The sequence below is a fragment of the Dyella sp. 01L423 genome, assembly GCF_056399945.1.
Map to the genome: position 1 here is coordinate 24,005 of NZ_JBFTSI010000003.1, position 24,920 is coordinate 48,924.

The window sequence follows — 24,920 nt, forward strand, 5'->3', positions numbered from 1 at the left end:
CCACAGGGAGGGTGTCGTTACGTGGCCGGCGGCAGCGTTTCCAGATCCCAGCGGGGATACACCTGCACGGTGGCATCCTGATGCTGCCCATGCGCAAGTCGGATGGCACCGGCCAGGGCGATCATGGCGCCGTTATCCGTGCAAAAGGCGAGGCGCGGGAAATACACCTGAAATCCGTCCTTCGCGCCCGCTGCCGCCAGCTCGGCGCGCAGATGCTGGTTGGCACCCACGCCGCCGGCGATCACCAGCCGCTTGGCGCCACTGGCCTGGAGGGCGCGACGGCACTTGATGATCATCGTGTCGACGATGGCTTCTTCGAACGCGCGCGCCACATCGGCGCGGGTCTGCTCGGTCTGGTCGGAGTTTTGCCAGGCCAGCAGCACCTGCGTCTTGAGCCCCGAGAAGCTGAAATCCAGGCCGGGGCGGTCGGTCATCGGGCGGGAGAAGCGGAACACGCCGGGGCGACCCTGCTGCGCCAGCTTGGCCAGCGCCGGGCCGCCGGGGTACGGCAGGCCCATCAGCTTGGCGGTCTTGTCGAAGGCCTCGCCGGCGGCGTCATCCAGGGTGTCGCCGAGGATCTTGTATTCGCCGATGGCTTTGACTTCCACCAGCATCGAGTGGCCGCCGGACACCAGCAGCGCCACGAACGGCGGCTCGGGCGGGTTGTCCTCCAGCAGCGGCGCCAGCAGGTGGCCTTCCATGTGATGCACGCCGATGGCCGGCACGCCGAGCGCCCAGGCCATCGCACGGGCCGCGGAGGCGCCCACCAGAAGCGCACCGACCAGACCCGGACCAGCGGTGTAAGCTACCCCTCCCAGGTCGGCCGGCGTCAAGCCAGCCTGGGCCATCGCCTCGCGCACCAACGGCAGCAGTTTGCGCACGTGGTCGCGACTGGCCAGCTCCGGCACGACCCCGCCGTATTCGGCGTGGAGCTTGATCTGGCTGTAAAGCGTATGTGAAAGCAGGCCATGGCCAGGCGCGCCCGGTTCCCAGCGCAGCAGGGCTACGCCGGTCTCGTCGCAAGAGGTCTCGATGCCCAGTACCGGCTTGTTTGCCGGCGGCTCGTACTGGGGCTTTGAAATTGCTGTCGTTTCCACGTTATACTTCGCGGCTCACCGTATTCAAACGGCTCGTTCAGGCGAGCCAGTCTAACACTTGGAGTCTCCATGCCCAGCGTAAAAGTCCGCGAGAACGAGCCGTTCGAGCTTGCCCTCCGTCGCTTCAAGCGCACCTGCGAAAAGGCCGGCGTCCTGGCTGAAACCCGCAAGCGCGAGTTCTATGAGAAGCCGACCCAGGAGCGTAAGCGCAAGCGCGCTGCCGCAGTGAAGCGTCACCTGCGTCGTCTCTCGCGCGACACGTCGCGTCGTACGCGTCTGTACTGAGCCTTCTCGTCCGCCCTGCGGACGATCCGAGGTTCTCGTGGCGTCATTGGCGCCATGACAGGTAGCTAGGCAGCTGGCGCGTCCATCCGCTGCCGCTGTGTCTTCGCAGACCTACACTAGCCGGCGTTGCCCAGTGCAACGCCGGCTTTTGTGTTTTCCAAGGAAAATCCCCATGACCCTGAAGCAGCAGCTCACCGACGACATGAAGACCGCCATGCGTGGCGGCGAGAAGGATCGCCTGGGCGTGATCCGCCTGATCCTTGCCGCGATCAAGCAGCGCGAAGTGGACGAGCGCATCGAGCTCGATGACGTGCAGACGCTGGCCGTGCTGGAGAAGATGGTCAAGCAGCGCAAGGATTCGATCACCCAGTTCGAAGCCGCCAACCGGCAGGACCTGGCCGACATCGAGCGCGCCGAAATGGTGGTGATCGACACCTATCTGCCGAGCAAGCTCGGCGACGAGGAAATCGACGCACTGATCACCGCCGCGATCACCGAAACGGGCGCCAGCTCGGCGCGCGACATGGGCAAGGTGGTGGCCGCCGTGAAGGAAAAGGCCGCCGGCCGCGCCGACATGGGCGTGGTGTCCGGCCGCATCAAGGCACGCCTCGCCGGCTGATCGCCGGCCTCGTACGCCAGCACCGCAGGGCTGGCGTTACACCGCCTTCCACAGCGCGCCCCGCTGCGGGCGCGCCCTGGTTCATCGCACTCGGCGATGTCCCAGCACTTGCATGGCCTCCACAACGAAGCTGCACGGCCTTCACAGTCCGGCCCCTAAAACGGCACGGCCACCGGAAGCGCCGGTGCCCTTCGTCAACGGGAGTGACACATGCTCAAGTGGGCCATCATCCTCGCCATCGTCTCGCTGGTGACCGGCTGGCTGGGTTTCGGCACCTTGTCCGGCGTGACCGGCGCCATTGCCAAGGTGTTGTTCGCGATCTTCATCATTCTGTTCTTGCTGGCCCTGCTGGCCGTCATCGGCGTGATCCACATGGTCTAGGGTCGCTTCGGACCCTAGTCGATAATGCGCTCCATGCGCCGATGGTCGGGCACCCGGCCACGCTCGTTGGCGAGCCGCGATAGGCGCTCGCCCACGACTTTGAAGCCGGCGCGGCGATAAAGAGCCTCGGCCCTCGGGTTGCTGGCGGCTACATCGAGCGTGACGCGGCTGCGCCCGGCCTCACGCGCGGCGCCCACCAGCTGATCAATCAGCGCGCGGCCGATGCCGTGACCGCGCAGGTCAGGCAGTACTGCGAGATGCGCCAGGTAGTGCATATCGTCTTTTGGCGGCTGGATCACCGATTCCACCCGCAACCCGCGCGCAATCACGCCCAGTCCGCGACGCAGGCCGTAATGGCCGATGATCTGGCGTGCCGCGGCCAGGGTGAACGGCCATTTCGCGTCGGCGCCAAAGCCCGCCCCCACTGCCACCACTTTTCCCTCGGCGACGCCCACCCAATGGTTGCGCCAGCCAAACTCACCGGCGCCATCGATAAAGCAGTGCTGCAGGAAGGCCTGCGCATCGCCGCCATCGCGGGTGGTGAACACGTAATCGAACGCCACCGGGCCCGAGCTATAGATCAATGGCACGGCCACCGCGGCGTCTTCGGGCGCGGCCGGCCGGAACCGTATCTGCAGGCCCGATCTGGCCATTCCCAGCACATTTCCCATGGCACCCCCGGCCATCGCAACGCATCGGCCAGAGCATAAGGCAGCCCGATGACAGGCGCAGTGGCCGGCAAGGCCTGCGCTGGGGGTAAAAGCGGCCAGAGGCGGCGACACCCGATAGACTAGCGATCTTATGCGCGGACGTATCCCTGACAGCTTCATCGACGAATTGCTGACTCGTGTCGACATTGTCGATGTGATCGAGCGACGCGTGCCGTTGAAGAAGGCGGGGCGCGAGTGGACGGCCTGTTGTCCGTTCCACAACGAGCGCACGCCGTCGTTCTACGTGAGCCCCGCCAAGCAGTTCTTCCATTGCTTTGGCTGCGGCGCGCACGGCAGCGCGGTGAAGTTTCTGATGGACTATGAGCGCCTGGAATTCCCCGATGCGGTGGAAGAACTGGCGCAGTCGGTGGGGCTCACCGTGCCGCGCGAAGGCGGCGACGACCGCGTCCAGCGCGAGGACAAGACCGACCTCTACGCCCTGCTCGATGCAGCGGCGGGCTGGTACGAAAAAGAGTTGCCCAAGAACGCCGACGCGCAGGCCTATTGCAAGAAGCGCGGGCTCGACGCGCAGACCATCCAGCGCTTTCGCATCGGCTGGGCGCCGGCGGGTTTCGACGGCGTGATCAAGGCGCTGGGCGGCAGCGATCGACGCATGCAGCTGCTCAACGAAGCGGGCATGGTGGCGAGCAGCGAGCGCGGCAGCCGCTACGATCGTTTCCGCGAACGGTTGATGTTTCCCATCCTCGATCGACGCGGTCGCGTCATCGCCTTTGGCGGCCGGGTGCTGCAATCGGATCAAGGTCCCAAGTACCTCAATTCGCCAGAAACACCGCTGTTCCACAAGGGCCGCGAACTGTTCGCCCTATGGCAGGTGAAGCAGGCCAATCCCAGCCTCACGCGCATCGTGGTGGTCGAGGGCTATATGGACGTGATCGCCATGCATCAGGCGGGGCTGCCGATCGCGGTCGCCACCCTGGGCACGGCCACCACGCCCGAGCACACCGAAGTGTTGTTCCGCGCCGCGCCCGACGTGGTGTTTTGCTTTGACGGCGATCGCGCCGGCCGCGCCGCCGCCTGGAAGGCGCTGGAAGCGGCGCTGCCGCGATTGCGCGACGGACGCCAGGCTTACTTCCTGTTCCTGCCCGATGGCGAAGATCCGGACACGCTGATCCGCAAAGAGGGCAAGGACGGATTCGAGAAGCGTCTGAAAGCCGCCACGCCGCTCTCCGAATATTTCTTCGGCGAATTGGCGCACGACGTGGACACCGCCAGCCTCGACGGTCGCGCCCGCCTCGCCGAACGCGCCCGCCCGCTGATCGCCCGCCTGCCCGATGGCGCGTTCCGCGATCTGATGGCGCAAGAGCTGGAGAAGCGCACCGGCGCACGCGCCACCCTGGACACCACGCCCGCGCCACGCACTGCACTGCAGCGGCCCACCGTCGCGCAGCGCTCACTGGTGCGCAGCGCGATCGCTTCCCTGCTGGCACAGCCGGGCATGGCCGATCAGGTGGAACGACCCTATGGTTTTCTGCGCCTGGACAAACCCGGCGTAGAGCTGCTTGCCGAACTGATCGATACGGCCCGCTCGCGTCCGGGCATCAATCCGGCCGTGCTGGTGGAACACTTCGCCGAACGGCCCGAATACCCTGCCCTGCAGAAACTGATGGCGGCCCTGGTGGTCGGCGAGCCGGAAGCCCAGCGCGCGGAATTCTTCGGCGCACTGCAACGCATGGAAGAGCAGGCCGTGATCCAGCGCCGCGACTGGCTCACCGCCAAAAGCCGCGAGGGCACGCTCGACAGCGCGGAGAAGGCTGAACTGCGCGAGTTGCTGGCCCGGCGAGTGGTCACGCCCCCGGCGTAACCTGCCTGACACAGTGGCCGTTGCATGCCGCCTCGGCATGAAAAGAACAGGGTTCTAACTATTGGCCCTGCAAGATTGCGCCTCAGCCCAGTTCTCCCCTTTTAGGGACAGGGAGCGTAGCGAGGTGCGCCAGCGCAAGCGTACGGACGTCTTCGTATGGGATCATCGACCCTTAGTGAGGCATGGGTAGTCCGCCCGGGCATGGATGGTGATGGAACTACTTGAACGACTGGTCACGGTGTTCGCCGAAAACGGCTACCTCGCGGTGTTCATCGCGTTGTTGCTGTGCGGCGCCGGCGTGCCCTTGCCTGAAGACATCACCCTGGTCGCCGGCGGCGTGATCGCCGGCCTCGGCTACGCCAATGTGCACACCATGTTCGGCGTCGGCATGGCCGGTGTGCTGATCGGCGATGCCGGCATGTTCCTGCTCGGCCACCATTTCGGCGCACGCATCCTCAAGATACGTTTTGTCGCGCGCGTGCTCACGCCGGAGCGCTACGCCAAGGTGCAGGAGAAATTCGAGCGCTACGGCAACCGCCTGATGTTCATCGCACGCTTCCTGCCGGGCATGCGCACCGCCGTGTTCATCACGGCCGGCTCCACGCATCGCGTGTCGTTCCTGCGCTTCTTCCTGCTCGATGGACTGGCCGCGCTGATCAGCGTGCCGATCTGGGTCTACCTGGGCTATCTGGGCGCCGACAACCACGAGTGGCTGGCCATGTGGATTCACCGCGGCCAGAACGGCCTGTGGCTGGTCGGCGGCGGCGCCCTGATCGTGGCGCTGGTGCTGTGGTGGCGGCACAAGCGGCGCCTGGCGTGTGAGTCGGGTTCGCGCTGAAGGCTAGCTAGAACCGCGGTATCGAACTGCAGGGCTTATGCCGGCAGCCGCGTGCTGCTCAAGGCGCCTTCGCATCCGCCACATTGCCCGCATCCTGCCTGTGCCACCAACCGCCGCCCAGCGACTGGAACAGCGCCACCGTGTCTGAATAACGCGCCGCCCTCGCCTGCACTACGCTCAGTGCTGCCTGCTGCCAGGTGAGTTGTGCGTTGAGCATGGCGCTTTCGCTGATATCGCCGAGCGTCAACTGGCGTTTGGCGATGTCGAGGCTGCGCGCCGCCGCTTGTTCGGCGCGCTCGGCAGCGACGAGTGTGCGCGCGTCCGCGTCGATGGCGTGCAAGGTATCGGCGACGTTCTGCACGGCGCCGAGCACCGTGCTGCGGTACTGCGCCGCCGCCTGTCGATACGCCGCTTCGGCACCGCGCTGCTTATGCTTGAGCGTGCCACCGTCGAACAGCGGCTGCGTCACCGAGGCGCCCACGGCCCAGAAGCCGCTGGCCGCGGTGAACAATTGGCTGGTCTTCTCCGACGCCGTGCCAAGCGAGGCATTGATCTGCACGTTGGGCAAACGGTTGGCGATGGCGACGCCGACCTGCGCACTGGTGGAATGCAGCTGCTCTTCGGATGCGCGCACATCGGGGCGCTGCTCGACCAGCTGGGCCGGCACGCTCAGTGGCAGCTGCGTGGGCAGCTGCAGGCCATCGAGGTCGAACTGCGCATCGATGCGCTGGTCCGGCGTGCGTCCGGTCAGCGTTGCCAGCAGGTCGCGCTGTTGCGCAAGCTGCTTGTCCAGTGGCGGCAGGCTGGCGCGATTCTGTTCCAGCGTGGCGACCTGCGCGGCAATGACCGCTTCGGAGACATCTCCCAACGCCTGTTGACGCTGCAAGGTGCCCAGGATCTTTTCCTGCTCGTCGATGATCTTGTGGGTCAGCTCGATCTGCGCTCGCAGCGAGGCTTCCTGGATGGCCGTGTTCACCACATTGCTGGTCAGGCTGAGGTAGGCCGCCTCTAGCTGAAAGCGCTGTTGATTGGCCTGCGCCGTGAGCGATTCGACCTGTCGGCGGTTGGCGCCCCAGATATCGAGCACGTAGGACACGCTCACCTGCGCCGTGGTCAGCGTGTACAAATCCGCGTTCGATGCCACGCCGCTGGCCACGTCGTTGGCAAAGTCCTGACGCGTGGGATTCACGCTCGCGTTGACCGTGGGGAAGTACGCCCCGCGCTGCGCATACACCGACTCCCAGGCCGCCTGCAGCGAGGCGTGCGCGGCTTCGATATCGGCATTGTGCTTGAGCGCGTCATCGATCAGGCCGTTGAGCGGCTCGGAATGAAACAGCGTCCACCACTGTCCGGGGATATCCATCGAGGCGAGCACATGCTGCGCCTGGCCGCCCGGTCCAGCGGCTGATGCCGTATCGCTGGCCATGGGTGTGGGTGAGTACGACTGAGCCTGCGACACTTGTGGCCGCTTGTAGTCAGGGCCCACGGCGCAGCCGGTCAAGGCGATGGCTACGGCAAGAGTGAGCGTGCCGCGCAACGAATAACGAAGCTTGGTCTTGATCATGATCACAGCTCCCGCGAGGGATGCGGACGGTGCGTGCGACGATGGCGCTCGATGCGTCGCTCGATCGCGAAGTAGAAGCCCGGAAGAATGAAGAGCGTCAGCAGCGTGGCGATCGGCAGACCGCCCACCACGACCGTGGCGAGACCGCGCTGTACGTCGGTACCCACGCCCGTCGCCAGCGCGGCGGGCAACATGCCAACGCTGGCCACCGTGGCCGTCATCAGCACCGGCCGAAAGCGTTCGGTCGCGCCTTCCAGGACCGCATCGCGCAACCCATGCCCATGCTTACGCACACGGTTGATGTTGGCGATCATGATGATGCCGTTCTGCACCGCCACGCCAAACAGCGCGATGAAGCCGACCGCGGTGGCGATGTTCAAGGTTTCGCCGCGCAGATGCAGCGAGATCAGACCGCCCACGGTGGCCAGCGGCACCACCGCCAACACCATCACGGCCTGATGCAGCTTGCCGAACTCGGCAAACAGGAACACCAGCATGATGCCCATCACCAGCGCCATCACCACCACCAGGCGCGCCTGCGCGCGCTTCTGGTTTTCAAAGGTACCGGCCCATTGCAGCTGGTAGTTCTGCTTGTCGAAATGCACTTTGGCGTCGATCTGCTGCTGCGCGTCGGCCAGGTATTCGGAAAGCGCGCGATCGCGGTTGTCCACGCGGATGGTCAGCTGGCGCTTGCCCTGCTCGTGCGCGATGGTGCTCTCGCCGGTCTTGAATCGGATATCCGCCACCTGCTTCAAGGGCACCTGCGCGCCACTGGCGGAACTCAATGGCAGCTGGCCGATCGCCTCGAGGTTGTTGGCCGTTTCGTTCGACACCCGCGTGGTCACGTTGTAGATGCGGTCGCCCACATAGACCTGGGTCACCGGCGTGCCGCCGATGGCCGTCTGGATCAGGTTGCTGATGTCGCCGATATTGATGCCGTAGCGCGCCGCCGCATCGCGGTCGGCGGTGATCGCCAGCTGCGGGATCGGCGGCTCCTGGAAGATCGATGCCTCGGCCGTTCCGCGAACACCGTGCAAGACATCGACAATCTGGTTGCCCACGCGGCGCAGCTCGGCGAAGTCGTCGCCATAGATGCGCAGCACCAGCGGACTATGCGCGCCGCCGATCATGTCGTTCTCGCCATCGACGATGGGCTGGCTGATGCCCACCGACACGCCGGGTATCTGTTGCATGCGGGCGTTGAAGCGACGCAGGAAGGCCGCCTTGTCCTCGCCATGCGGCCAGGTGTCGTAGGGCTTGAGCCCCACGCCGGCTTCCACATGCGAGGGCGTCCATGGATCCGTGCCGGTGTCGTTGCGACCCAGCTGCGTGACCACGTAGGACACTTCGGGAAACTCGCGGATCACGCGGCGCAGCTCGGCCGTCATCTCGCTGGCCTTGTCCAGCGACAGGCCCGAGGGCATCTGCACCTGCAGCCAAAGCGAGCCTTCATCGAGGTCCGGCAGGAATTCACGGCCGATGGTGGCGCCCAGCAGCAGCACACCCACGAGTGCCACGCCGGCCACGGCGTAGACCACGGGCAACTTGCCGAGCAGCTTGCCCAGCCAGGCCGTATATCCCGCCTGCAGGCGCTCCAGTGGTTTGTTGTGGAACAGCTTGCGTGGCTTGCGCAGTGCGATATACGCCAGGCCGGGCGTCAGGGTGACCGTGCACAACAGCGCCGCCAACAGCGCATAGCCGACGGTGAACGCCATCGGCCGGAACAGCTTGCCTTCGGCATGCTCGAACGCAAACAGCGGCAGATAGGCCGTGATGATGATCAGCGTGGCGAAGAAGATCGAGCGGCCCACGTGCTTGGTCACCGTCATCACATCGTCTTCGGTGAGGATCGAATTGGGCTTCTCCTCGCGACGCCGCAGGATCGCCTCGGTCACCACGATGGTGCCGTCGACGATCACGCCGAAGTCGATCGCACCCAGCGAGAACAGGTTCGCCGGCATATGCGTGAACTGCATCAGGATGAACACGGTCACCAGCGACATGGGAATCGCCACCGCTGCCACCATGGCCGAGCGAGGGCTGCCCAGGAACAGGATCAGCACGATGCACACCAGGCCGACGCCTTCCATCACGGTGTGCAGCACCTTCTCCTTGGTCGCGTTCACCAGATCGTCGCGGTCGATGTACGGCACGATGCGCACATCCTGTGCCGCCAGCTGCTTGTTGAGGTCGGCGACGGTGGCGTGGATGTTCTCCAGCACGCGCGACGGGTTCTCGTACTTCAGCAGGTCGACGATGCCCTCGATGGTGTCCGGATTGCTGTCCTTGCCCAGGATGCCCTGCCGCACCTGATGGCCGTATTGAAGCTTGCCCAGGTCGCGCACCAGCACGGGAACGCCGTTGCTCTGCGTGACGACGATGTCGCCCAGCTCCTTCAGCGTATGCACCATGCCAATGCCGCGAACGATGTACGACTGATCGCCGCGCGTGATGCGCCCGCCGCCGGCATTGGCCGTATTGGCGGAGATCGCGCTGGTCACCTGGTTCACGCTCACGCCATAGTGCAGCAGCTGCGCGGGGTCGAGCTCCAGCTGGAACTCCTTGGTGAAGCCGCCGAAGATATCCACGTTGGCGACGCCGGGTATCTTCTCCAACGCGGGAATCACCACCCAGCTCTGCAGCTCGGAAAGCTGCATCAGGTTTTTTGTGGTGGACTCCAGCGTATAGCGGTAAATCTCACCCGCCGGACCGGACACGGGATCGAGGCTGGGCGTGATGCCCGGCGGCAGCGTGGCCTGCGCGATGCGCTCCATCACGCGTTGGCGCTCCCAGTAATCCTCGGCGCCGTCCTTGAACACCAGGGTGATCAGCGACAGGCCGAACGTGCTGCTGGAGCGCATGGCCACCAGCCCTGGCGTACCGGACAAGACACGTTCCAGCGGCGTGGTGATCTGCTGCTCGATCTCTTCGGCGGCCAGGCCCGGCACCTGGGTGGTGACCTGCGCGGTGACGTCGCTCAGTTCCGGGTAGGCCTCGATGGCCAGCTGCGTCCACGAGTAGTAGCCGAAGCACAGCACCAGCACCGACACCACGATGAAGATCACGCGCTTCTGGAAGCAGAAGTGGAAGATCGCGTTAATCATTGAGCAGGACTCCGCCCTTAACCACCACGCGGTCGCCAGCCTTCAGCCCCTTGACCACGCGTGCGTCCGTCGACTCGTCGTAGCTCAGCACGACCGTGCGGCGCTCGAATGCCCACGGCGACACTTCCACGAACACGGTGGTGTTGTCGTTGTTCATCAGCAACGCGGACTCAGGCACGAATACCTGTGCCGGTTGCGGCACGGCGATGCTGGCCTTGGCGAACATATTGGGCTTCAGACGTCCATCCGTATTGGCGAACAACGCACGCACCATGTCGCGACGCGTATCCGCCTGCAGCACCTGGCTGACGAAACCGACCTGGCCGTGGAACACCTGATCGGGATAGGCCGACAGCGTCGCATCGACAGCCTGCCCCTTGGCGATGCCGCCCACATCCACCTCCGGCACGTTCGCCGTGATCCATACCGAATCGAGATCGGCGATCGTCATCAGCGGCGTGGTGGTGTCGTTGGCATAGGTGCCAGGCGCGGCGGACAACGCCGTCACGTAGCCGCTCACCGGTGCGGTGATGCGGATGCTGCGGGAGGGACCGGCCTGCCCGGCGACATTGATCGATTGCAGGCGCGTCTGCGCGCGCTCGAGTTCGGCCTGCGCCTGGCTGTAAGCGCTTTGAGCGGCTTCCAGGTCCTTCACCGCATTGCCACCGGCCTGCTGCACGCCGCGTGCGCGATCGAGCCCTTTCTTCGCCAGCGCCAGGGCGTCCGTGGCCTTGGCGACATCGGCATACGCTTGCGCCATATCGCCGGATTCGATCACCGCCAGCAGTTGATTGCGCGCGACGTGATCACCCAGCCCTACCTTGAGCTCCGTGATGCGGCCGGTGAGCGGCACCACCACGTTGGCGGTGCGCGCGGGGTCCGATTCCACCGTCGCTGGAAATACCAGCGTGTGCGGCGCGGCGCGCATCTCGACGGAAGCCACCGTGAGTGCTTTTCGCAGCGGTGAACCGTCAGGCACGCGGAGCATGCCGTGGTCTTCCACGAATGACGGCTGCGATGCCTGATCGTCGGCGCGATGCGAACACGCAGCCAGCGACATGAGGGCAAAGGCGATGAAGAAAGGTGTGAGGCGATGCGTCATGGGTATTCCCCTTGCTGAACTTGGCATGCCTGCCCGCCACGGTCACAGACCATGGGGCAGTGTTTGCGAAGGGGATGGCGCGCGTCTCGTCAGGAGACCGAGCGCATGACCCGCTCGCGGACTGGCCGTTGCCGGCCGCCGCGAGCGGGTGTCACTCCAGGGGGAGCGAACGCAGTAGCGGGGTCGACACGGTCAGCAAGAAATTTCGATATCAGTGGATGGGTCCGGGTCCAATGTGCCGCTGCTCCGTTACAAGTTGAGTACGTTATCCAATGAGGCTTACGTCAGGTCGTCGCGGGCTCGCGCACGAGGCGATCCTGCAGCAGTCCGGCGCGCTCCAAAGGCAGATAAGCCAGTGCCGCGAGGTGTGAATGGATGCGCTTGAGGTCACGCAGGATGCGCAGATAGACGTCTCCACCGCCACCGCCATCGCGACGTTCGCGCAGCGCGCGGATATGGCGCTCCGACGCTTCATTCTCCAGCTTCCACAGCACCTCCTTGCGCGCCATCAGCTGCTGCGCTGCACGCACATCGCCGCGCAGGAACACGGTGAGGCCCAGGCGCAGGCTTTCCATCACCTGCGTATGCATCAAGGCCAGGTCCTGGATGTCTTCCGCCGAGAAGTCCTGGCCACGTTCGGCCTTCTTGGCAGCAAACTCCATCAGGTTGTTGGCGGTGATGTCGCCGATATGCTCGATGTTGATCACGAACGCGAGGATCTCCTGGCTGCGTTCGCCGTCTTCCTCGTTCAAGGCTTCGCCGTTGAGGTCGGCAAGATATTCGCGGATGGCCATGCCGAGTCGATCCAACGAAGTATCCATGCGACTGATCGCCGTGGCCCGCACGCGATCGTCCTTGCCAAAGACTTCCACCAGCCCGGTGAGCATGCCTTCCACCATGTCGGCCATGCGCATGGATTCGCGGGCGGCATTGGCCAGCGCGACATTCGCCGTTTCCAGCGCACCTTCGTCGAGGTATTGCGGCACACCGGGATCGTTCGGCTTGGGCGGCTCGGGCAGCAGGCGCACCAGCAGGCGCGCCAGGCTTTCCACCGGCACGATGAAGAGCAGCGCGAGCGACAGATTGAACGCCGTATGGAAGTTCACCACGATACGCGCCGGCGTCGCACCAAGCGGCGCAAGCCAGTGCGCCAGCAGCGGCAGCATCGGCAGGCACACGATGCAGCCGAAGGCACGCACCATCAGGTTACCCATTGGCAGGCGACGCGCGACCGGCGTATGCGCTTCCATCAAGGCAGGAATGGTGCCGCCGAGATTCGCGCCGAGCACCAGCGCCAGTGCGCCGGAGGCATCCACCACGCCCGCATTGGCCAGTGAAACGATCAACAACACCACCGCCACGCTCGAATGACAGGCCCAGGTGAGCACGGCCGCCACCAGCATCGCCAAGACCGGCTCGCTGGCCAGACTCTGCAAGATGGCGCGCAGCACCTGCGCGTTCTCCACCGGCGCCATCGCACCCACCAGCAGATGCAGCGCCAGCAACATCAGCCCGAGACCAATGCAGACGCGGCCGATGTTCTCGTAACTCACATCGTCGGAGCGGCGATGGATGGTGAAGCCGATCAGGATCAGCACCGGCGCCACGACGGCGATATCGAACGACATCACCTGCACGATCAGCGTGGTGCCCACGTTCGCGCCCAGCATCACGGCAAGACCCGGAGCGAGACCGAGGAAGCCACTGGCGGCGAAGGACGTCGCCATCAATCCGGTGGCCGTGCTGCTTTGGAGAATGGCGGTAACGCACACGCCAAAACCCAGCGCAGCCGGACGGTGGCCGAGATAGCGACCCATCCAGCGGCGCAAAGCACTGCCGTAGCCGCGCAACACGCCGCTGGTAACCATGTGCGTACCCCACAGCAGCAGGGCGACGTAGCCGGCGATGTCGAGCAGAGCGAAGGTGCCTTTCATGGCGTGACCTCCTTTGAGTAGATCGGACGCGTACAGCATCCGTGGACTTCCTTGCGGGAGTCTTTGATGGAATGAATAGCGATGATGAGAGCGGCGTCCTTGGACGCTCTTTGGAGCGATACGCAACATCGTCGCCGTCATTCCGGCGCAGGCCGGAATCCAGTAGCGTCTGTGCTCGATTGTCGCGACGCCACAGCCGTTGCTGGAGGTTCCAGCGAAGACCCATTGCATCGCACCTGGATTCCGGCCTGCGCCGGAAAGACGGGCATGGGACAGGCGCGCAACAGGCGCGCTGGCCCCAGCCTTACCTCACAACCAGCGCCCGTACCGCTTGATGTAAACCAGCTTCACCAACTGCGTCAGCACGCAATACGTGAAGACGGTCAGCGCGAGCCAGCCGAAGTACACGCCCGGCAGCGGCACCATGCCCAGCTTGCCGCCGATCGCCGTGAACGGAATCAGCATGCCGATGATGATGATCGCCGTGGTCAGCGCCAGCACCGGCGCCGAGGCGATGCTCTGCAGGAATGGAATGCGGCGCGTGCGGATCATGTGCACGATCAGCGTCTGCGTGAGCAGGCTCTCGATGAACCAGCCCGACTGGAAGAACGACTGGTGCGCGGTCGAATTGGCGCCGAACAGATACCACAGCAGCAGGAAGGTGGTGATGTCGAAGATCGAGCTCACCGGTCCGATCCACACCATGAAACGGCCGATATCGCTGGCGTCCCACTTGCGCGGCTTGCGCAGGTATTCGTCGTCCATGCGGTCGAACGGAATCGACAGCTGCGAGATGTCGTACAACAGGTTCAGCACCAGGATCTGCAGCGGCAGCATCGGCAGGAACGGCAGGAACGCACTGGCCACCAGCACCGAGAACATGTTGCCGAAGTTGGAGCTGGCGGTCATCTTGATGTACTTGATGATGTTGCCGAAGGTGATGCGACCTTCGATCACGCCCTCTTCCAGCACCATCAGGTTCTTTTCGAGCAGGATGATGTCCGCCGATTCCTTGGCGATATCGGTGGCGGTATCCACCGAGATGCCCACGTCGGCTTCGCGCAGCGCCGGTGCATCGTTGATGCCGTCGCCGAGGAAGCCCACGGTGTGGCCCTGGCGCTGCAGCGACTTCACCACGCGCGCCTTCTGCAGCGGCGACATCTTGGCGAACACGGTGGTGCGCTTGACCAGTGCATCGAGCTCGTCATCGTTCAACGGCTCGATGTGCTTGCCCTGCAGCGAATGCTCGACGTCCAGGCCCACTTCGCGGCAAATCTTGCGCGTCACCGCTTCGTTGTCGCCGGTGATCACCTTCACTTCCACGCCGTGGTGATGCAGCGCTGCGATCGCGGTGGCCGCGCTGTCCTTCGGCGGATCGAGGAAAGCCAGGCAGCCGACGGCGATGAGATTGCTTTCGTCCGCCACGCCATAGGCACGGCCTGCCGGCGGCTGGCGCTTGATGGCGACCACGAGTACGCGCAGGCCGTCTTCGTTGAGGCCGCGCGTCATCGCCTTGATGTCGGCGCGCATTTCGTCCGTCATCGGCAGGATTTCATCGCCCGCCTTGGCCGACGCGCAGATCGACAGCATTTCCTCGACGGCGCCCTTGCACACCAGCAACTCGTTGCCGTCGCCGTTGCCCAGCACCACCGACATGCGTCGACGCTGGAAGTCGAACGGGATCTCATCGACGATGCGGTAGTGCTGCGCGACCACTTCCAGGTCGCGATGGGTCAGCACCGCCTTGTCCATCAGGTTCTTCAGGCCGGTCTGGAAGCGGCTGTTGAGGTAGCCGTATTCCAGCGCTTCATCCGATTCCTCGCCGTACAGATCGAGGTGACGCTCCAACACGATCTTGTCGAGCGTCAGAGTCCCGGTCTTATCCGTGCACAGCACATCCATCGCACCGAAGTTCTGGATCGCATTGAGGCGCTTCACCACCACCTTGCGCTTGGACATGGCCAGGGCGCCCTTGGCGAGGTTCGCCGTGACGATCAGCGGCAGCATCTCGGGCGTCAGGCCCACCGCCACCGACAGCGCGAACAGGAAGGCTTCCCAGAAGCTGCCCTTGTCGTACCAGTTGATCGCCAGGACGATCGGCACCATCACCAGCATGAAACGGATCAGCAGCCAGCTGACGCTGTTCACGCCGCGATCAAAGCTGGTCTGCACGCGCTCGCCCACGATGGTGCGCGCCAGCGAGCCCAGGTAGGTGCGCGAACCCGTCGCCACGACCACGGCGGTGGAGGTGCCGCTCACCACGTTGGTGCCCATGTAGCAGACGGTAGGCAGGTCCAGCGGATTGTCGGCGTGCTGGCCGCCTTCCATTTCGTCTGCGCCATGCAGGTGCGCGGGCGCGGACTTCTCCACCGGCAGCGATTCACCGGTGAGGATGGCCTGGCTGATGAACAGGTCCTTGGCCGAAACCAATCGCAGGTCGGCGGGCACCATGTCGCCGGCAGCGAGATGCACGATGTCGCCGGCGACCAGCTCGCTCACCGGCACTTCGATGCGTTCGCTATGGCCGTCGGACGCACGGCGAGTCACCGTGGCCGTATTGCGCACCATCGCCTTGAGGTTTTCGGCGGCCTTCGACGAACGGTATTCCTGGGTGAAGCTGAGCAGCACGCTGATGCCCACCATCACCGCGATGATGATCGGCCCGGTGAGGTCGGAGCTGTCCGTCGCCAGCTGCACGATGGCCAGCACCAGCAGCACGATGATGAACGGGTTCTTGAACGCCGTCAGCAGCTGCACCGACCAGTGCGGCGGCTTCTCGTGCGATACCTCGTTGAGGCCGTCGCGATCCAGCCGTTCGGAGATCTGCTCTTCGTTCAGACCGGCGGCGCTGGTGTCGAGCGCCGCGTACAGCGCCTCGTTGTGCCGGAACGCTTCCTGCGCGACGGCCACGCGCACCGGCGCGGCGGCGCTCGTGCCGGCCGCCTTGCCGGCGACGGTCTGGGTGGAGTGCTTCAACATGACTCGCTTCCGTGAAATCGGTGACACCTGAGCCGGACCAGCGAGCCGGCGGGAGCTATCCCGCGCGTGACGCCAAGGCCTGCGCTACGAACTTCGTCGCAATCGACGCCCGCGGACTGGTGGGGGCCAGCCCTTGCGGGGCAGCTCGAGGCGCGGCGAGGTTTTCATCAGTGACTGGATACCAGCTGCAGATGACGATGCGCTTGCGAAATAGCATGTTCCTGCCAACGCGCAGCCTGGCGGCCGTGCGGGGCATCGGAATGACGAAGATCGGACGACGGGGAAGACGGCGCCTCGCCCAGCGGGGCAGGCACAGTGATCGTCCAGGAACGGCGGGTATCCGCACGACGGCTCGCCAGCGCGCGGGGTGCAACGCGCAGACGGAAGATTTCGCGAAGGAGCTTCATGGCCCTTTCTCCTCGTTAACGGCGCCAACAGCGCCGTCAGAGGTGGGCCGGTCTTCCCTAGTCCAGGAAAGCGCCAGCCGACCGCAGGCGGTCGCCGCAGCAGATCAGCTTGTTATGCAATGCCGGCACCCGATGCTCGCGGATGTCGACGTTGCGACTAGGGTAAACGTCCATATGCCTTGGGTTGATAGGACAGAGGCCACTGAGGGCGTAACGCCCGGTAGCGGGCGAATTGTCTTGCTGCGGTGCGCAAGTGTCAAGCCTGGGAGGGGGATTTGGGGGGCGAAAGTTGTTGCGGTTGGGTGGGTGTGTGATTGGTGTGAGCCGGGCGCAGGGCTGGTTTTGATCGTCATGCCGGCGTAGGCCGGGATCCAGAGCCTCCGTTTCTGGTTGTCGCGTATCGCGACCTGGCTCGCCTGCCGCGGGCTTCCGTGCCGCTGCCGCGGCCCGGGTTACTTTCTCTTGCTTGCCCAAGAGAAAGTAACCAAAGAGAAGGGCCCCCCGGATGACGCGCCTTCCGGACCTTCGGTCCTCCAGGTGCGCGGTCGGGCTCCGGGGTTTTTCGACAGGACATCCCTGTCCTGTCGAAAAACTGGCCGGCATCCATGCCGGCCACCCTTCGGGCTTTCCTCCACCCGCCCGCCGCGTCATACGGGGACCCCGGGGGCAAGAGCCACTTCACGAGCCGAACCACGCTCGGCGTTGCCGGGCTGCTCTTTTGTAGGAGCGCACCCTGTGCGCGAACGCCGCCCGCAGGGCGGCCTGTTAGGCCGCGTTCGCGCACAAGGTGCGCTCCTACAAGGGGTGACGCAGGTATGGGGATGGCGGATCAATCTTGCCGCTCAGCTCTTTGTGGGAGCGCACCCTGTGCGCGACGAACCTACGGAGCGGTACACCAAAGCGTGGCTGTCGCGCACAGGGTGCGCTCCCACAGACAAGCGGGCGCAGCAAACAGAAGGTGGGACGATCAAAGCCGATGCGCAGCGAGGCCCCGCTTTAAGTCCTCAGCGATTCGGGCGCGTTGCGCAACGCATTGAAGTACCCGCTGTGTACCCTCGGAGGTCGTCCCACAACGACGCGCCTCGAGCGTTCGGGCTTATCCCAACACAATGCTGCAGGCGTTATCAGGCCATTTTCTTTGGGTTACTTTTCTTTTGGGCCAGCAAAAGAAAAGTGACTCGAGCGGCGGCAGCCGTTCGAAACGCCCGCCGCGTAGGCGGCACCCTGGCGGAGAGGCGACAACCCAATGTCGAAGCTCTGGATCCCTACTTTCGCAGGGATGACCAGCAAAACCACCTCAGAGCGTGCGCTCGAACACCACACCCTGGTGCTGCACCAGCGGCTCCATCACCCAATGATCCACCAACAGAAACGCAAACAACGCCATCAAATACACGATGGAATAGTTGAACACCTTCATCGCGAAAAACTCATCCGGCGGATTGAGTAGACGAATCGCGTAATAAAGGAAGCCGATGCCCAACACGACGGCGCCGCCCAGATAAACCATGCCGCTATAGCCGGTGAGCGCCGGCAACAACGTCACCAGCACCAGCAGGATCGTGTAGAACAGCACGTGCCAGCGAGTGAACACCACGCCATGCGTCACCGGCAGCATCGGCACCTGCGCGCGCGAATAATCGTCGCGGCGGAAGATCGCCAGCGCCCAGAAATGCGGCGGCGTCCACACGAAGATGATCAGGCACAGCTGCAGCGCGAACGGATGCAGCGCCCCCGTCACGGCGGTCCAACCCAGAACCGGCGGAATCGCACCTGCGAGGCCGCCGATCACGATGTTCTGCGGCGTGGCGCGCTTGAGGTAGGCGGTGTAGATCACCGCGTAGCCGATCAGGCCGCCGAAGGTCAGCAGCGCGGTGAGCGGATTGACCAGGAACACCAGGATCAACATCGACACCGCACCGAGCGCGAGCGCAAACGTCAGCACCTGCTTCGGTTTCAGCTGTCCGGTGGCCAGCGGACGATGCGCGGTTCGCGCCATCACCTTGTCGATGCGCTGATCGATCAGGTGATTGAACGCCGCGGCCGAACCCGACGCCATCCAGATGCCCAGCGTGCCGAACGCCAGCGCGCGCCACGGCGGGATGCCGGGCACGGCGAGGAACATGCCGATCACGGCGCAGAACACCAGCAGCGCCACTACGCGCGGCTTGGTCAGTTCCAGGTACTCATGGAAACGGCTGCTCATCGTCATCGGTATCCGTGGGAAACAAACATCGCATCCTCGCGACGCTTTTGCGTGCGCGCCAACGTGGCCAACAAGGTAAACAGGAGCAGCGCCGCCACGCCATTGTGCAGCGTCGCCACCGGCAACGGCAGCCCGAAGTGCACGTTGCTGATGCCCAGCAACACCTGGGTCAACAACACCATCGCGATCGCCAGGCCCTGCACACGCAAGCCGCGACGCGACACCCGGTGCGACAGCCAAGCGAGGTAGCAAAATACCACCAGCGCGCCGATGCGATGGGCGATCTGGATGGCGCTGCGCGCCGCCATGTCGAGTACACCGCCTTCATAGTTCACGCCGACGCCGCGCCACAGCACAAAACCCTGCTGGAAGTCCGTGGGCGGCATCCACTGCCCCAGGCACCTGGGGAAATCGGTGCCGCAAGCGAGCGCGGCGTAGTTGGACGAGGTCCAGCCACCCAGCGCGATCTGTGCGAGCAGCAGCACGATGCCAACGATCACGGCCTTGCGCAGCGCCGCGTGACGGTCATCATTCGCCCCCACGCCAGCGAAACGCAGCGCCGCGTAGGCCAGCAGCGCAAACGTGGTGATGCCGCCCATCAGATGGCCCATCACCACGATGGGCTTCAACAGCAGCGTCACCGTCCACATGCCGAGCATGGCCTGGAACACGACGACCGATAGCGAGAGCACACTGATGCGCCACGCGCCCGGACGATCCAGCCCGATCGCCGCGATCAACGGCAACCCGATCGCAAGCAGCGACACCAGCAACGACCAGTGATGCTCGCCCTTGATATACATGCCGACGCCGATCGCCGCGCAGAGCGCGCCAACGATCACCGCATAGCGCGCCCACGGGCGACGCCAGCTGGCGATCAAGGCCAGCGCGAACACCAGCGTTCCCAGCGTGCCGGCAAGAAAGCGATGCACCTGCTCACGCCACGCCTTATGCGTTTCGTAGGGGCGATCCGGGAATGCCTGATTCGCCTGGGCGATCTCGTGCTGCTGTTCCGGCCACGCGGCACGGCCATAGCAGGTCGGCCAGTCCGGACACGACAGTCCGGCATTGGATAGACGCACGAAGGCACCGAACATCACCACGCCAAAGGCGAACACCGCGGCGAGCAAGGCCAGCCCGCGCAGCACCTTGATGGAACGGGAAGTCATCAGCGGATCACCTTCTGCAGATCCTTGCGCAAGCCGGTGGGATCAAAGCCTGCGGGATAGAACGACAGCGCGGTGCCGTCCGATTCCACCAGCAGCGCATTCACGCTATCCGGCGTGGCCGGCGCAAAGGGGGCCAACGCACCCATCGAGTCCTGGCCGAGCTTCCAGTAGTTGGTCATACCCGAAGCGGCGGCGTCTGCCGGCGGCTTGCCGACATAGAGCAGACGCAGGCGCGGCGCATTCTGGTTGAGCGTGAGGCGCGCCGCGGCCATCTTGGTCAGCACATCCATGCATTTCTCGGCGCATCCGGGACCGGCCAGGGCGACCAGGGTGAGCTGCGGCTCCTTCGCGCGCCACGCCCAGGTGTCGCCATTGGTAAGCGACACCGGCACCTGCTCGGCAGCGAAATTGCGCTGCGGCATGACGGCGAGGCCATAGGCCTTGCCGGAGGGTTGCCAGCCCGAAAAAGTGAGCAGCATGGCTGCCACGATCGGCGCGGCAAAGACCAGCATGATCAACAGCAGTTTTCGTCGGCTTGCACGCAGGGCGGCGGGATCGGGTGTATTCATGACTTGTCCGGTCGGGAAGGACGACGACGATGCAGCACCAGCAGGATCACCACCACCGCCACGGCGAAGGTGAACCACTGGAACGCGTAGGCGCGGTGGCGCGCGGGCGGCATCGACGAGAAATCGATGGTGTGTTCGCGCACGTAGATGGATGCAGGCTCCGCATCGAGCGCGAGCACCTGCGGATACAACGTAGCGCCGAGATCGGCAGCCACCTGGGGTAGCTCAAGATAGATGGTGGTTTTGGGCCAGCTTGTCTGCTGAGCCAGGGCATTGCCGCCCATTTCAAAACCGACACCGGGCGCCGGCACATAGAGGCCGTGCAATTCCTGCGTGCCGGTGGGCAGCGGCGGCAATTGCGGTGCCTGGTGCGTGCCATTGCCCGGAAGAAAACCCAGATCGACCAGCAACAGGCGATCGCCGTTGCGCGGACGGAAAGGCGCATAGACTTCCACACCGCCGCGCTGGTCGTGCTTGGGATTGTCGAGCAGATAGAACCGGTCGGCGAGGTACGTACCCTGCACGTTGACGCGGGCAAACGCATCGATGGGGGGATTTGAGGCCACTGCGGCAAAGTCGCGCGGAGCGGCGGTTTCCGCTGTGGCATACCGTCGCAGAATCTGCTCTTTCTCATCCGCGCGATGCAGCTGCCACACGCCCAAACGTATGAACAGCAAGGCGCTCACCGCTGTGAGCAGCAGTGCGAACCAGGATGGACGGCGCAGCCACTTCACGCGGTGGCGCCGTGCACGACCGCTATACTGCGGATGTCAAAAACGTTCGGACCAATCACGTGGAAACCATCTACAAATATGCGCTGGTGATTCTGCTGCTGGTGGTGTTGTTCAATCTTGGTCAGGCCCTGTACTTCATGATGACCGACAAGGAAGGCAGCAAGCGCACGGTGTGGGCGCTGACGCGTCGCATCGGGTTGTCGGTGCTGCTCATCCTGATGGTCGTGTTCGGCATCTGGATGGGCTGGCTCCACCCGCACGGCGTGGGCCAGTAATTGTAGCTTCCCGCGGTCTGCAGCGCTCCGCTGCGACATCCGGTTCCAACAAAGGCCCGCCACTGGCGGGCCTTTGTTTTGGGCCCCTCTCACCCTACCGTTGTGGGGGTGCCCCCTTGTGGGAGCGCACCCTGTGCGCGACACCGACAGCGCGTTAGCGGCGGGGGTAACGCAGTCTCCCAAAGATTGCGCTCCGTCGGTGTCGCGCACAGGGTGCGCTCCCACAGAGATAGGGGTCCGCATGTACGCCCCACAAAAAAGCCCGCCTTTCGGCGGGCTTTTTGCTGCGACGCGCCAGCGCCTCAGAGGATGTAGACGAACATGAACAGGCCCAGCCACACCACGTCGACGAAGTGCCAATACCAAGCCACCGCTTCAAACGCGAAGTGGTGTTCCTTGGTGAAGTGGCCCTTGGCCACGCGCAGCCAGATGATGGCCAGCATGATGGTGCCCAGCGTCACGTGCATGCCGTGGAAGCCGGTGAGCATGAAGAAGGTCGAACCGTAGACACCGCTCTGCAGCGTGAGGTTGAGCTCCTTATAGGCTTCGATGTACTCGTGCGCCTGGAACCACAGGAAGGTGGCGCCCAGCAGCACGGTGAAGCCGAGGAACCAGAGGATCTTGGCGCGATGACCGGCTTTAAGCGCATGGTGCGCGATGGTCACCGTGACGCTCGAGGACAGCAGGATCAGCGTATTGAGCAGCGGCAGGCCCCAGGGCAGCACCGTCTCGAAATTGCCGCCGATGCGCTCCGGACCACCGCCGCCGCCAGCGCCCCACGAAGCGGCGTAGTCGCTCCACAGGAACTGGTGGGTCAGCACGCCGTGGCCTTCGCCGCCGAGCCACGGCACCGCGAACATGCGGGCGTAGAACAGCGCGCCGAAGAAGGCGCCGAAGAACATCACCTCGGAGAAGATGAACCACATCATGCCCATGCGGAACGAGCGGTCCACCTGGCTGTTGTAGTTGCCCGCCAGCGATTCGCGGATCACCGAGCGGAACCATCCAAAGAACATCAGCAGGATGCCGACGAAGCCGATGGTGAGCATCGACTTGCCGAACGTCGCTTCACCCGGAGGCGCATTCAGCCAATGCGCGGCACCGAGCACGGTGACGAACATCACCACCGCGGCCACGATCGGCCACTGGCTCTTGGAGGGAACGAAATAAACGCCTTGTTGCTGAGCCATTGCTGAGATCCCTATGGAATGCTCTGTCTACTTCTGCCCCCACCTGCTCGGCGTGGGCTGCAACCCGAGGCGCCCCAACGGCGCCGCGGAGGAATACGGCAGCGGTTGCGTCAGGAGTACTTCAATCCCTGCAACAGCGAAAGCACGAAGATCGCGAAGGCGATGCCGCCAAACACCGTGACGGTGAGTCGCACACCTTTCTTGCGGGCCTGCTCGATCGTTGTTGTGTCGGACTGGTTCATCGTTTCGCTTCCGCCCGCTCCGGCACGAGACCGGAGCGGAGCATGCTGGGCATCAATCTTCGACGTGGCCGTGGGCCAGTTCGTCGTCGTGGATTACCGGCGGCACATCGAACGTGTGATACGGCGCAGGCGACGGCAAGGTCCACTCCAGGCCCTTGGCGCCTTCCCACACGCGATCGGGCGCCTTCTTCTTGGAGAACCACACCGCGTGCACGATCACGCCAAGGAAGATCAGCTGCGAGGCGCCAAACAGGAAACCGCCGATCGAGCTGATCATGTTGAAGTTGGCGAACGCGACGTTGTAATCCGGGATACGGCGCGGCATGCCGGCCAGGCCCAGGAAGTGCTGCGGGAAGAACAACACGTTCACCCAGATCACGCTGTTCCAGAAGTGGATCTTGCCCCACGTTTCCGAATACATGTGGCCGGTCCACTTCGGCAGCCAGTAGTAGGTGCCCGCGATGATCGCGAAGATCGCACCGGTCACCAGCACGTAGTGGAAGTGGGCCACCACGAAGTACGTGTCGTGATACTGGAAGTCCGCCGGCGCCAGCGCCAGCATCAGGCCGGAGAAGCCGCCGATGGTGAATAGGATGACGAACGCGATGGCGAACAGCATCGGCGTTTCGAACGTCATCGAGCCGCCCCACATGGTGCTGACCCAGTTGAACACCTTCACGCCGGTCGGCACCGCGATCAGCATGGTGGCGTACATGAAGAAGATTTCGCCGCCCAGCGGCAGACCGACCGCGAACATGTGGTGGGCCCACACGATGAACGACAGGAAGGCGATCGAAGCAATCGCGAACACCATCGCCTTGTAGCCGAAGATCGGCTTGCGCGCGAAGGTCGGGATGATCTCGGAGACCAGGCCAAAGGCCGGCAAGATCATGATGTAGACCTCGGGGTGACCGAAGAACCAGAAGATGTGCTGGAACAGCACCGGGTCGCCGCCACCCGCGGCATTGAAGAAGCTGGTGCCGAAGTACTTGTCGGTGAGCAGCATGGTCACCGCGCCAGCGAGCACCGGCATCACGGCGATCAGCAGGAAGGCGGTGATAAGCCAGCTCCACACGAACACCGGCATCTTGAGCAGATCCATGCCCGGCGCGCGCATGTTGAGGATGGTCGCGATGATGTTGATCGCGCCCATGATCGAGCTGATACCCATCAAGTGGACCGCGAACACCAGGTAGGCGACCGAGTCACCCTGCAGCGACAGCGGCGGGTACATGGTCCAGCCGCCGGCCGGGCCACCGCCGGGCAGGAACAGGGTGGACAGCAGCAGCGAGAAGGCGAACGGCAGGATCCAGAACGACAGGTTGTTCATGCGCGGCAACGCCATGTCCGGCGCACCGATCATCAGCGGGATCATCCAGTTGCCCAGGCCCACGAAGGCCGGCATCACCGCGCCGAAGATCATGACCAGCGCATGCATGGTGGTCATTTCGTTGAAGAAGTACGGCTGCACCAGCTGCAGGCCGGGCTTGAACAATTCCGCGCGGATCACCATCGCGAAGCTGCCGCCAATGAAGAACATCAGCAACGAGAACACCAGGTACAGCGTGCCGATGTCCTTGTGGTTGGTGGACATGCACCAGCGCACGAAGAAATTCTTCGGCGCGCCGTGATGATCGTCGTGATGATCTTCGTGGTGATCGTGTGTAGCTGCGTGGGCCATGCCTTGCACCTC

The 24,920-nt window shown here is 64.3% G+C and carries 21 protein-coding genes; 6 read left to right on the plus strand and 15 right to left on the minus strand.

The window, feature by feature from the left end; translation table 11 throughout:
* Positions 1-17: 17 nt before the first annotated feature.
* Entirely contained in the window at positions 18-1,097 is a 1,080-nt protein-coding gene (gene tsaD / locus AC1DMY_RS11165; protein WP_477165038.1) for a tRNA (adenosine(37)-N6)-threonylcarbamoyltransferase complex transferase subunit TsaD, read from the minus strand.
* 69 nt (positions 1,098-1,166) lie between these two features.
* On the opposite strand from tsaD, the gene rpsU reads away from it, so the two are divergent.
* From rpsU to AC1DMY_RS11180, 3 genes are all read left to right on the plus strand, one after another.
* The gene (gene rpsU / locus AC1DMY_RS11170) at positions 1,167-1,382 is read left to right on the plus strand and encodes a 30S ribosomal protein S21 (protein ID WP_014404075.1); all 216 of its coding nucleotides are present in this window, start codon (positions 1,167-1,169) and stop codon (positions 1,380-1,382) included.
* Positions 1,383-1,554: 172 nt separating this feature from the next.
* Complete coding sequence (locus tag AC1DMY_RS11175; RefSeq protein WP_477165039.1) at positions 1,555-2,001, plus strand: GatB/YqeY domain-containing protein; 447 nt, start codon at positions 1,555-1,557, stop codon at positions 1,999-2,001.
* Positions 2,002-2,211: 210 nt separating this feature from the next.
* Complete coding sequence (locus AC1DMY_RS11180; protein WP_477165040.1) at positions 2,212-2,382, plus strand: DUF1328 family protein; 171 nt, start codon at positions 2,212-2,214, stop codon at positions 2,380-2,382.
* A gap of 14 nt (positions 2,383-2,396) precedes the next feature.
* Here the strand turns inward: AC1DMY_RS11180 and AC1DMY_RS11185 are convergent, their stop codons facing one another.
* Positions 2,397-3,035, minus strand: a complete 639-nt coding sequence (locus AC1DMY_RS11185) for a GNAT family N-acetyltransferase (protein ID WP_477165041.1) — start codon at positions 3,033-3,035, stop codon at positions 2,397-2,399.
* A gap of 148 nt (positions 3,036-3,183) precedes the next feature.
* Between AC1DMY_RS11185 and dnaG the strand changes: the two genes are divergently transcribed.
* Positions 3,184-4,914, plus strand: a complete 1,731-nt coding sequence (dnaG, locus tag AC1DMY_RS11190; RefSeq protein WP_477165042.1) for a DNA primase — start codon at positions 3,184-3,186, stop codon at positions 4,912-4,914.
* A gap of 211 nt (positions 4,915-5,125) precedes the next feature.
* Complete coding sequence (locus AC1DMY_RS11195; protein ID WP_477165043.1) at positions 5,126-5,752, plus strand: DedA family protein; 627 nt, start codon at positions 5,126-5,128, stop codon at positions 5,750-5,752.
* Between the two features lie 58 nt (positions 5,753-5,810).
* Here AC1DMY_RS11195 and AC1DMY_RS11200 read toward each other — a convergent pair whose 3' ends face one another.
* From AC1DMY_RS11200 to AC1DMY_RS11245, 10 genes are all read right to left on the minus strand, one after another.
* The gene (locus AC1DMY_RS11200; protein WP_477165044.1) at positions 5,811-7,316 is read right to left on the minus strand and encodes an efflux transporter outer membrane subunit; all 1,506 of its coding nucleotides are present in this window, start codon (positions 7,314-7,316) and stop codon (positions 5,811-5,813) included.
* Positions 7,317-7,318: 2 nt separating this feature from the next.
* Positions 7,319-10,420, minus strand: a complete 3,102-nt coding sequence (locus AC1DMY_RS11205; protein ID WP_477165045.1) for an efflux RND transporter permease subunit — start codon at positions 10,418-10,420, stop codon at positions 7,319-7,321.
* A complete protein-coding gene (locus tag AC1DMY_RS11210; protein WP_477165046.1) occupies positions 10,413-11,522 on the minus strand; it encodes an efflux RND transporter periplasmic adaptor subunit in 1,110 nt (369 codons plus the stop codon). Before AC1DMY_RS11210 ends, AC1DMY_RS11205 begins: the two co-directional genes overlap by 8 nt.
* Positions 11,523-11,806: 284 nt before the next feature.
* Positions 11,807-13,456, minus strand: a complete 1,650-nt coding sequence (locus AC1DMY_RS11215) for a Na/Pi cotransporter family protein (protein ID WP_477165047.1) — start codon at positions 13,454-13,456, stop codon at positions 11,807-11,809.
* Between the two features lie 309 nt (positions 13,457-13,765).
* Positions 13,766-16,435: a magnesium-translocating P-type ATPase gene (gene mgtA / locus AC1DMY_RS11220; protein WP_477165048.1), complete on the minus strand. Its 2,670-nt coding sequence runs from the start codon at positions 16,433-16,435 to the stop codon at positions 13,766-13,768.
* 167 nt (positions 16,436-16,602) lie between these two features.
* Positions 16,603-16,842, minus strand: coding sequence for a hypothetical protein (locus AC1DMY_RS11225; protein WP_477165049.1), 240 nt, complete (start codon positions 16,840-16,842; stop codon positions 16,603-16,605).
* Positions 16,843-18,139: 1,297 nt separating this feature from the next.
* A complete protein-coding gene (gene cyoE / locus AC1DMY_RS11230) occupies positions 18,140-19,054 on the minus strand; it encodes a heme o synthase (protein WP_477165050.1) in 915 nt (304 codons plus the stop codon).
* A complete protein-coding gene (locus tag AC1DMY_RS11235) occupies positions 19,051-20,217 on the minus strand; it encodes a COX15/CtaA family protein (protein ID WP_477165051.1) in 1,167 nt (388 codons plus the stop codon). Before AC1DMY_RS11235 ends, cyoE begins: the two co-directional genes overlap by 4 nt.
* The gene (locus tag AC1DMY_RS11240; protein ID WP_477165052.1) at positions 20,217-20,786 is read right to left on the minus strand and encodes a hypothetical protein; all 570 of its coding nucleotides are present in this window, start codon (positions 20,784-20,786) and stop codon (positions 20,217-20,219) included. The genes AC1DMY_RS11235 and AC1DMY_RS11240 overlap by 1 nt, the downstream gene beginning before the upstream one ends.
* Complete coding sequence (locus tag AC1DMY_RS11245; RefSeq protein ID WP_477165053.1) at positions 20,783-21,520, minus strand: SURF1 family protein; 738 nt, start codon at positions 21,518-21,520, stop codon at positions 20,783-20,785. Before AC1DMY_RS11245 ends, AC1DMY_RS11240 begins: the two co-directional genes overlap by 4 nt.
* 59 nt (positions 21,521-21,579) lie before the next feature.
* Here AC1DMY_RS11245 and AC1DMY_RS11250 point away from each other — a divergent pair, with 59 nt between their 5' ends.
* The gene (locus tag AC1DMY_RS11250) at positions 21,580-21,795 is read left to right on the plus strand and encodes a twin transmembrane helix small protein (RefSeq protein WP_046971617.1); all 216 of its coding nucleotides are present in this window, start codon (positions 21,580-21,582) and stop codon (positions 21,793-21,795) included.
* Positions 21,796-22,097: 302 nt separating this feature from the next.
* On the opposite strand, the gene AC1DMY_RS11255 is transcribed toward AC1DMY_RS11250, so the two are convergent.
* The 3 genes from AC1DMY_RS11255 to ctaD form a co-directional block, all read right to left on the minus strand.
* A complete protein-coding gene (locus AC1DMY_RS11255) occupies positions 22,098-22,985 on the minus strand; it encodes a cytochrome c oxidase subunit 3 (RefSeq protein ID WP_477165054.1) in 888 nt (295 codons plus the stop codon).
* A 110-nt stretch (positions 22,986-23,095) separates the two neighbouring features.
* Complete coding sequence (locus AC1DMY_RS11260) at positions 23,096-23,227, minus strand: hypothetical protein (protein WP_477165055.1); 132 nt, start codon at positions 23,225-23,227, stop codon at positions 23,096-23,098.
* A 52-nt stretch (positions 23,228-23,279) separates the two neighbouring features.
* On the minus strand, positions 23,280-24,908 hold the full coding sequence (ctaD, locus tag AC1DMY_RS11265; RefSeq protein ID WP_477165056.1) for a cytochrome c oxidase subunit I: 1,629 nt from the start codon (positions 24,906-24,908) through the stop codon (positions 23,280-23,282).
* Between the last annotated feature and the right edge of the window lie 12 nt (positions 24,909-24,920).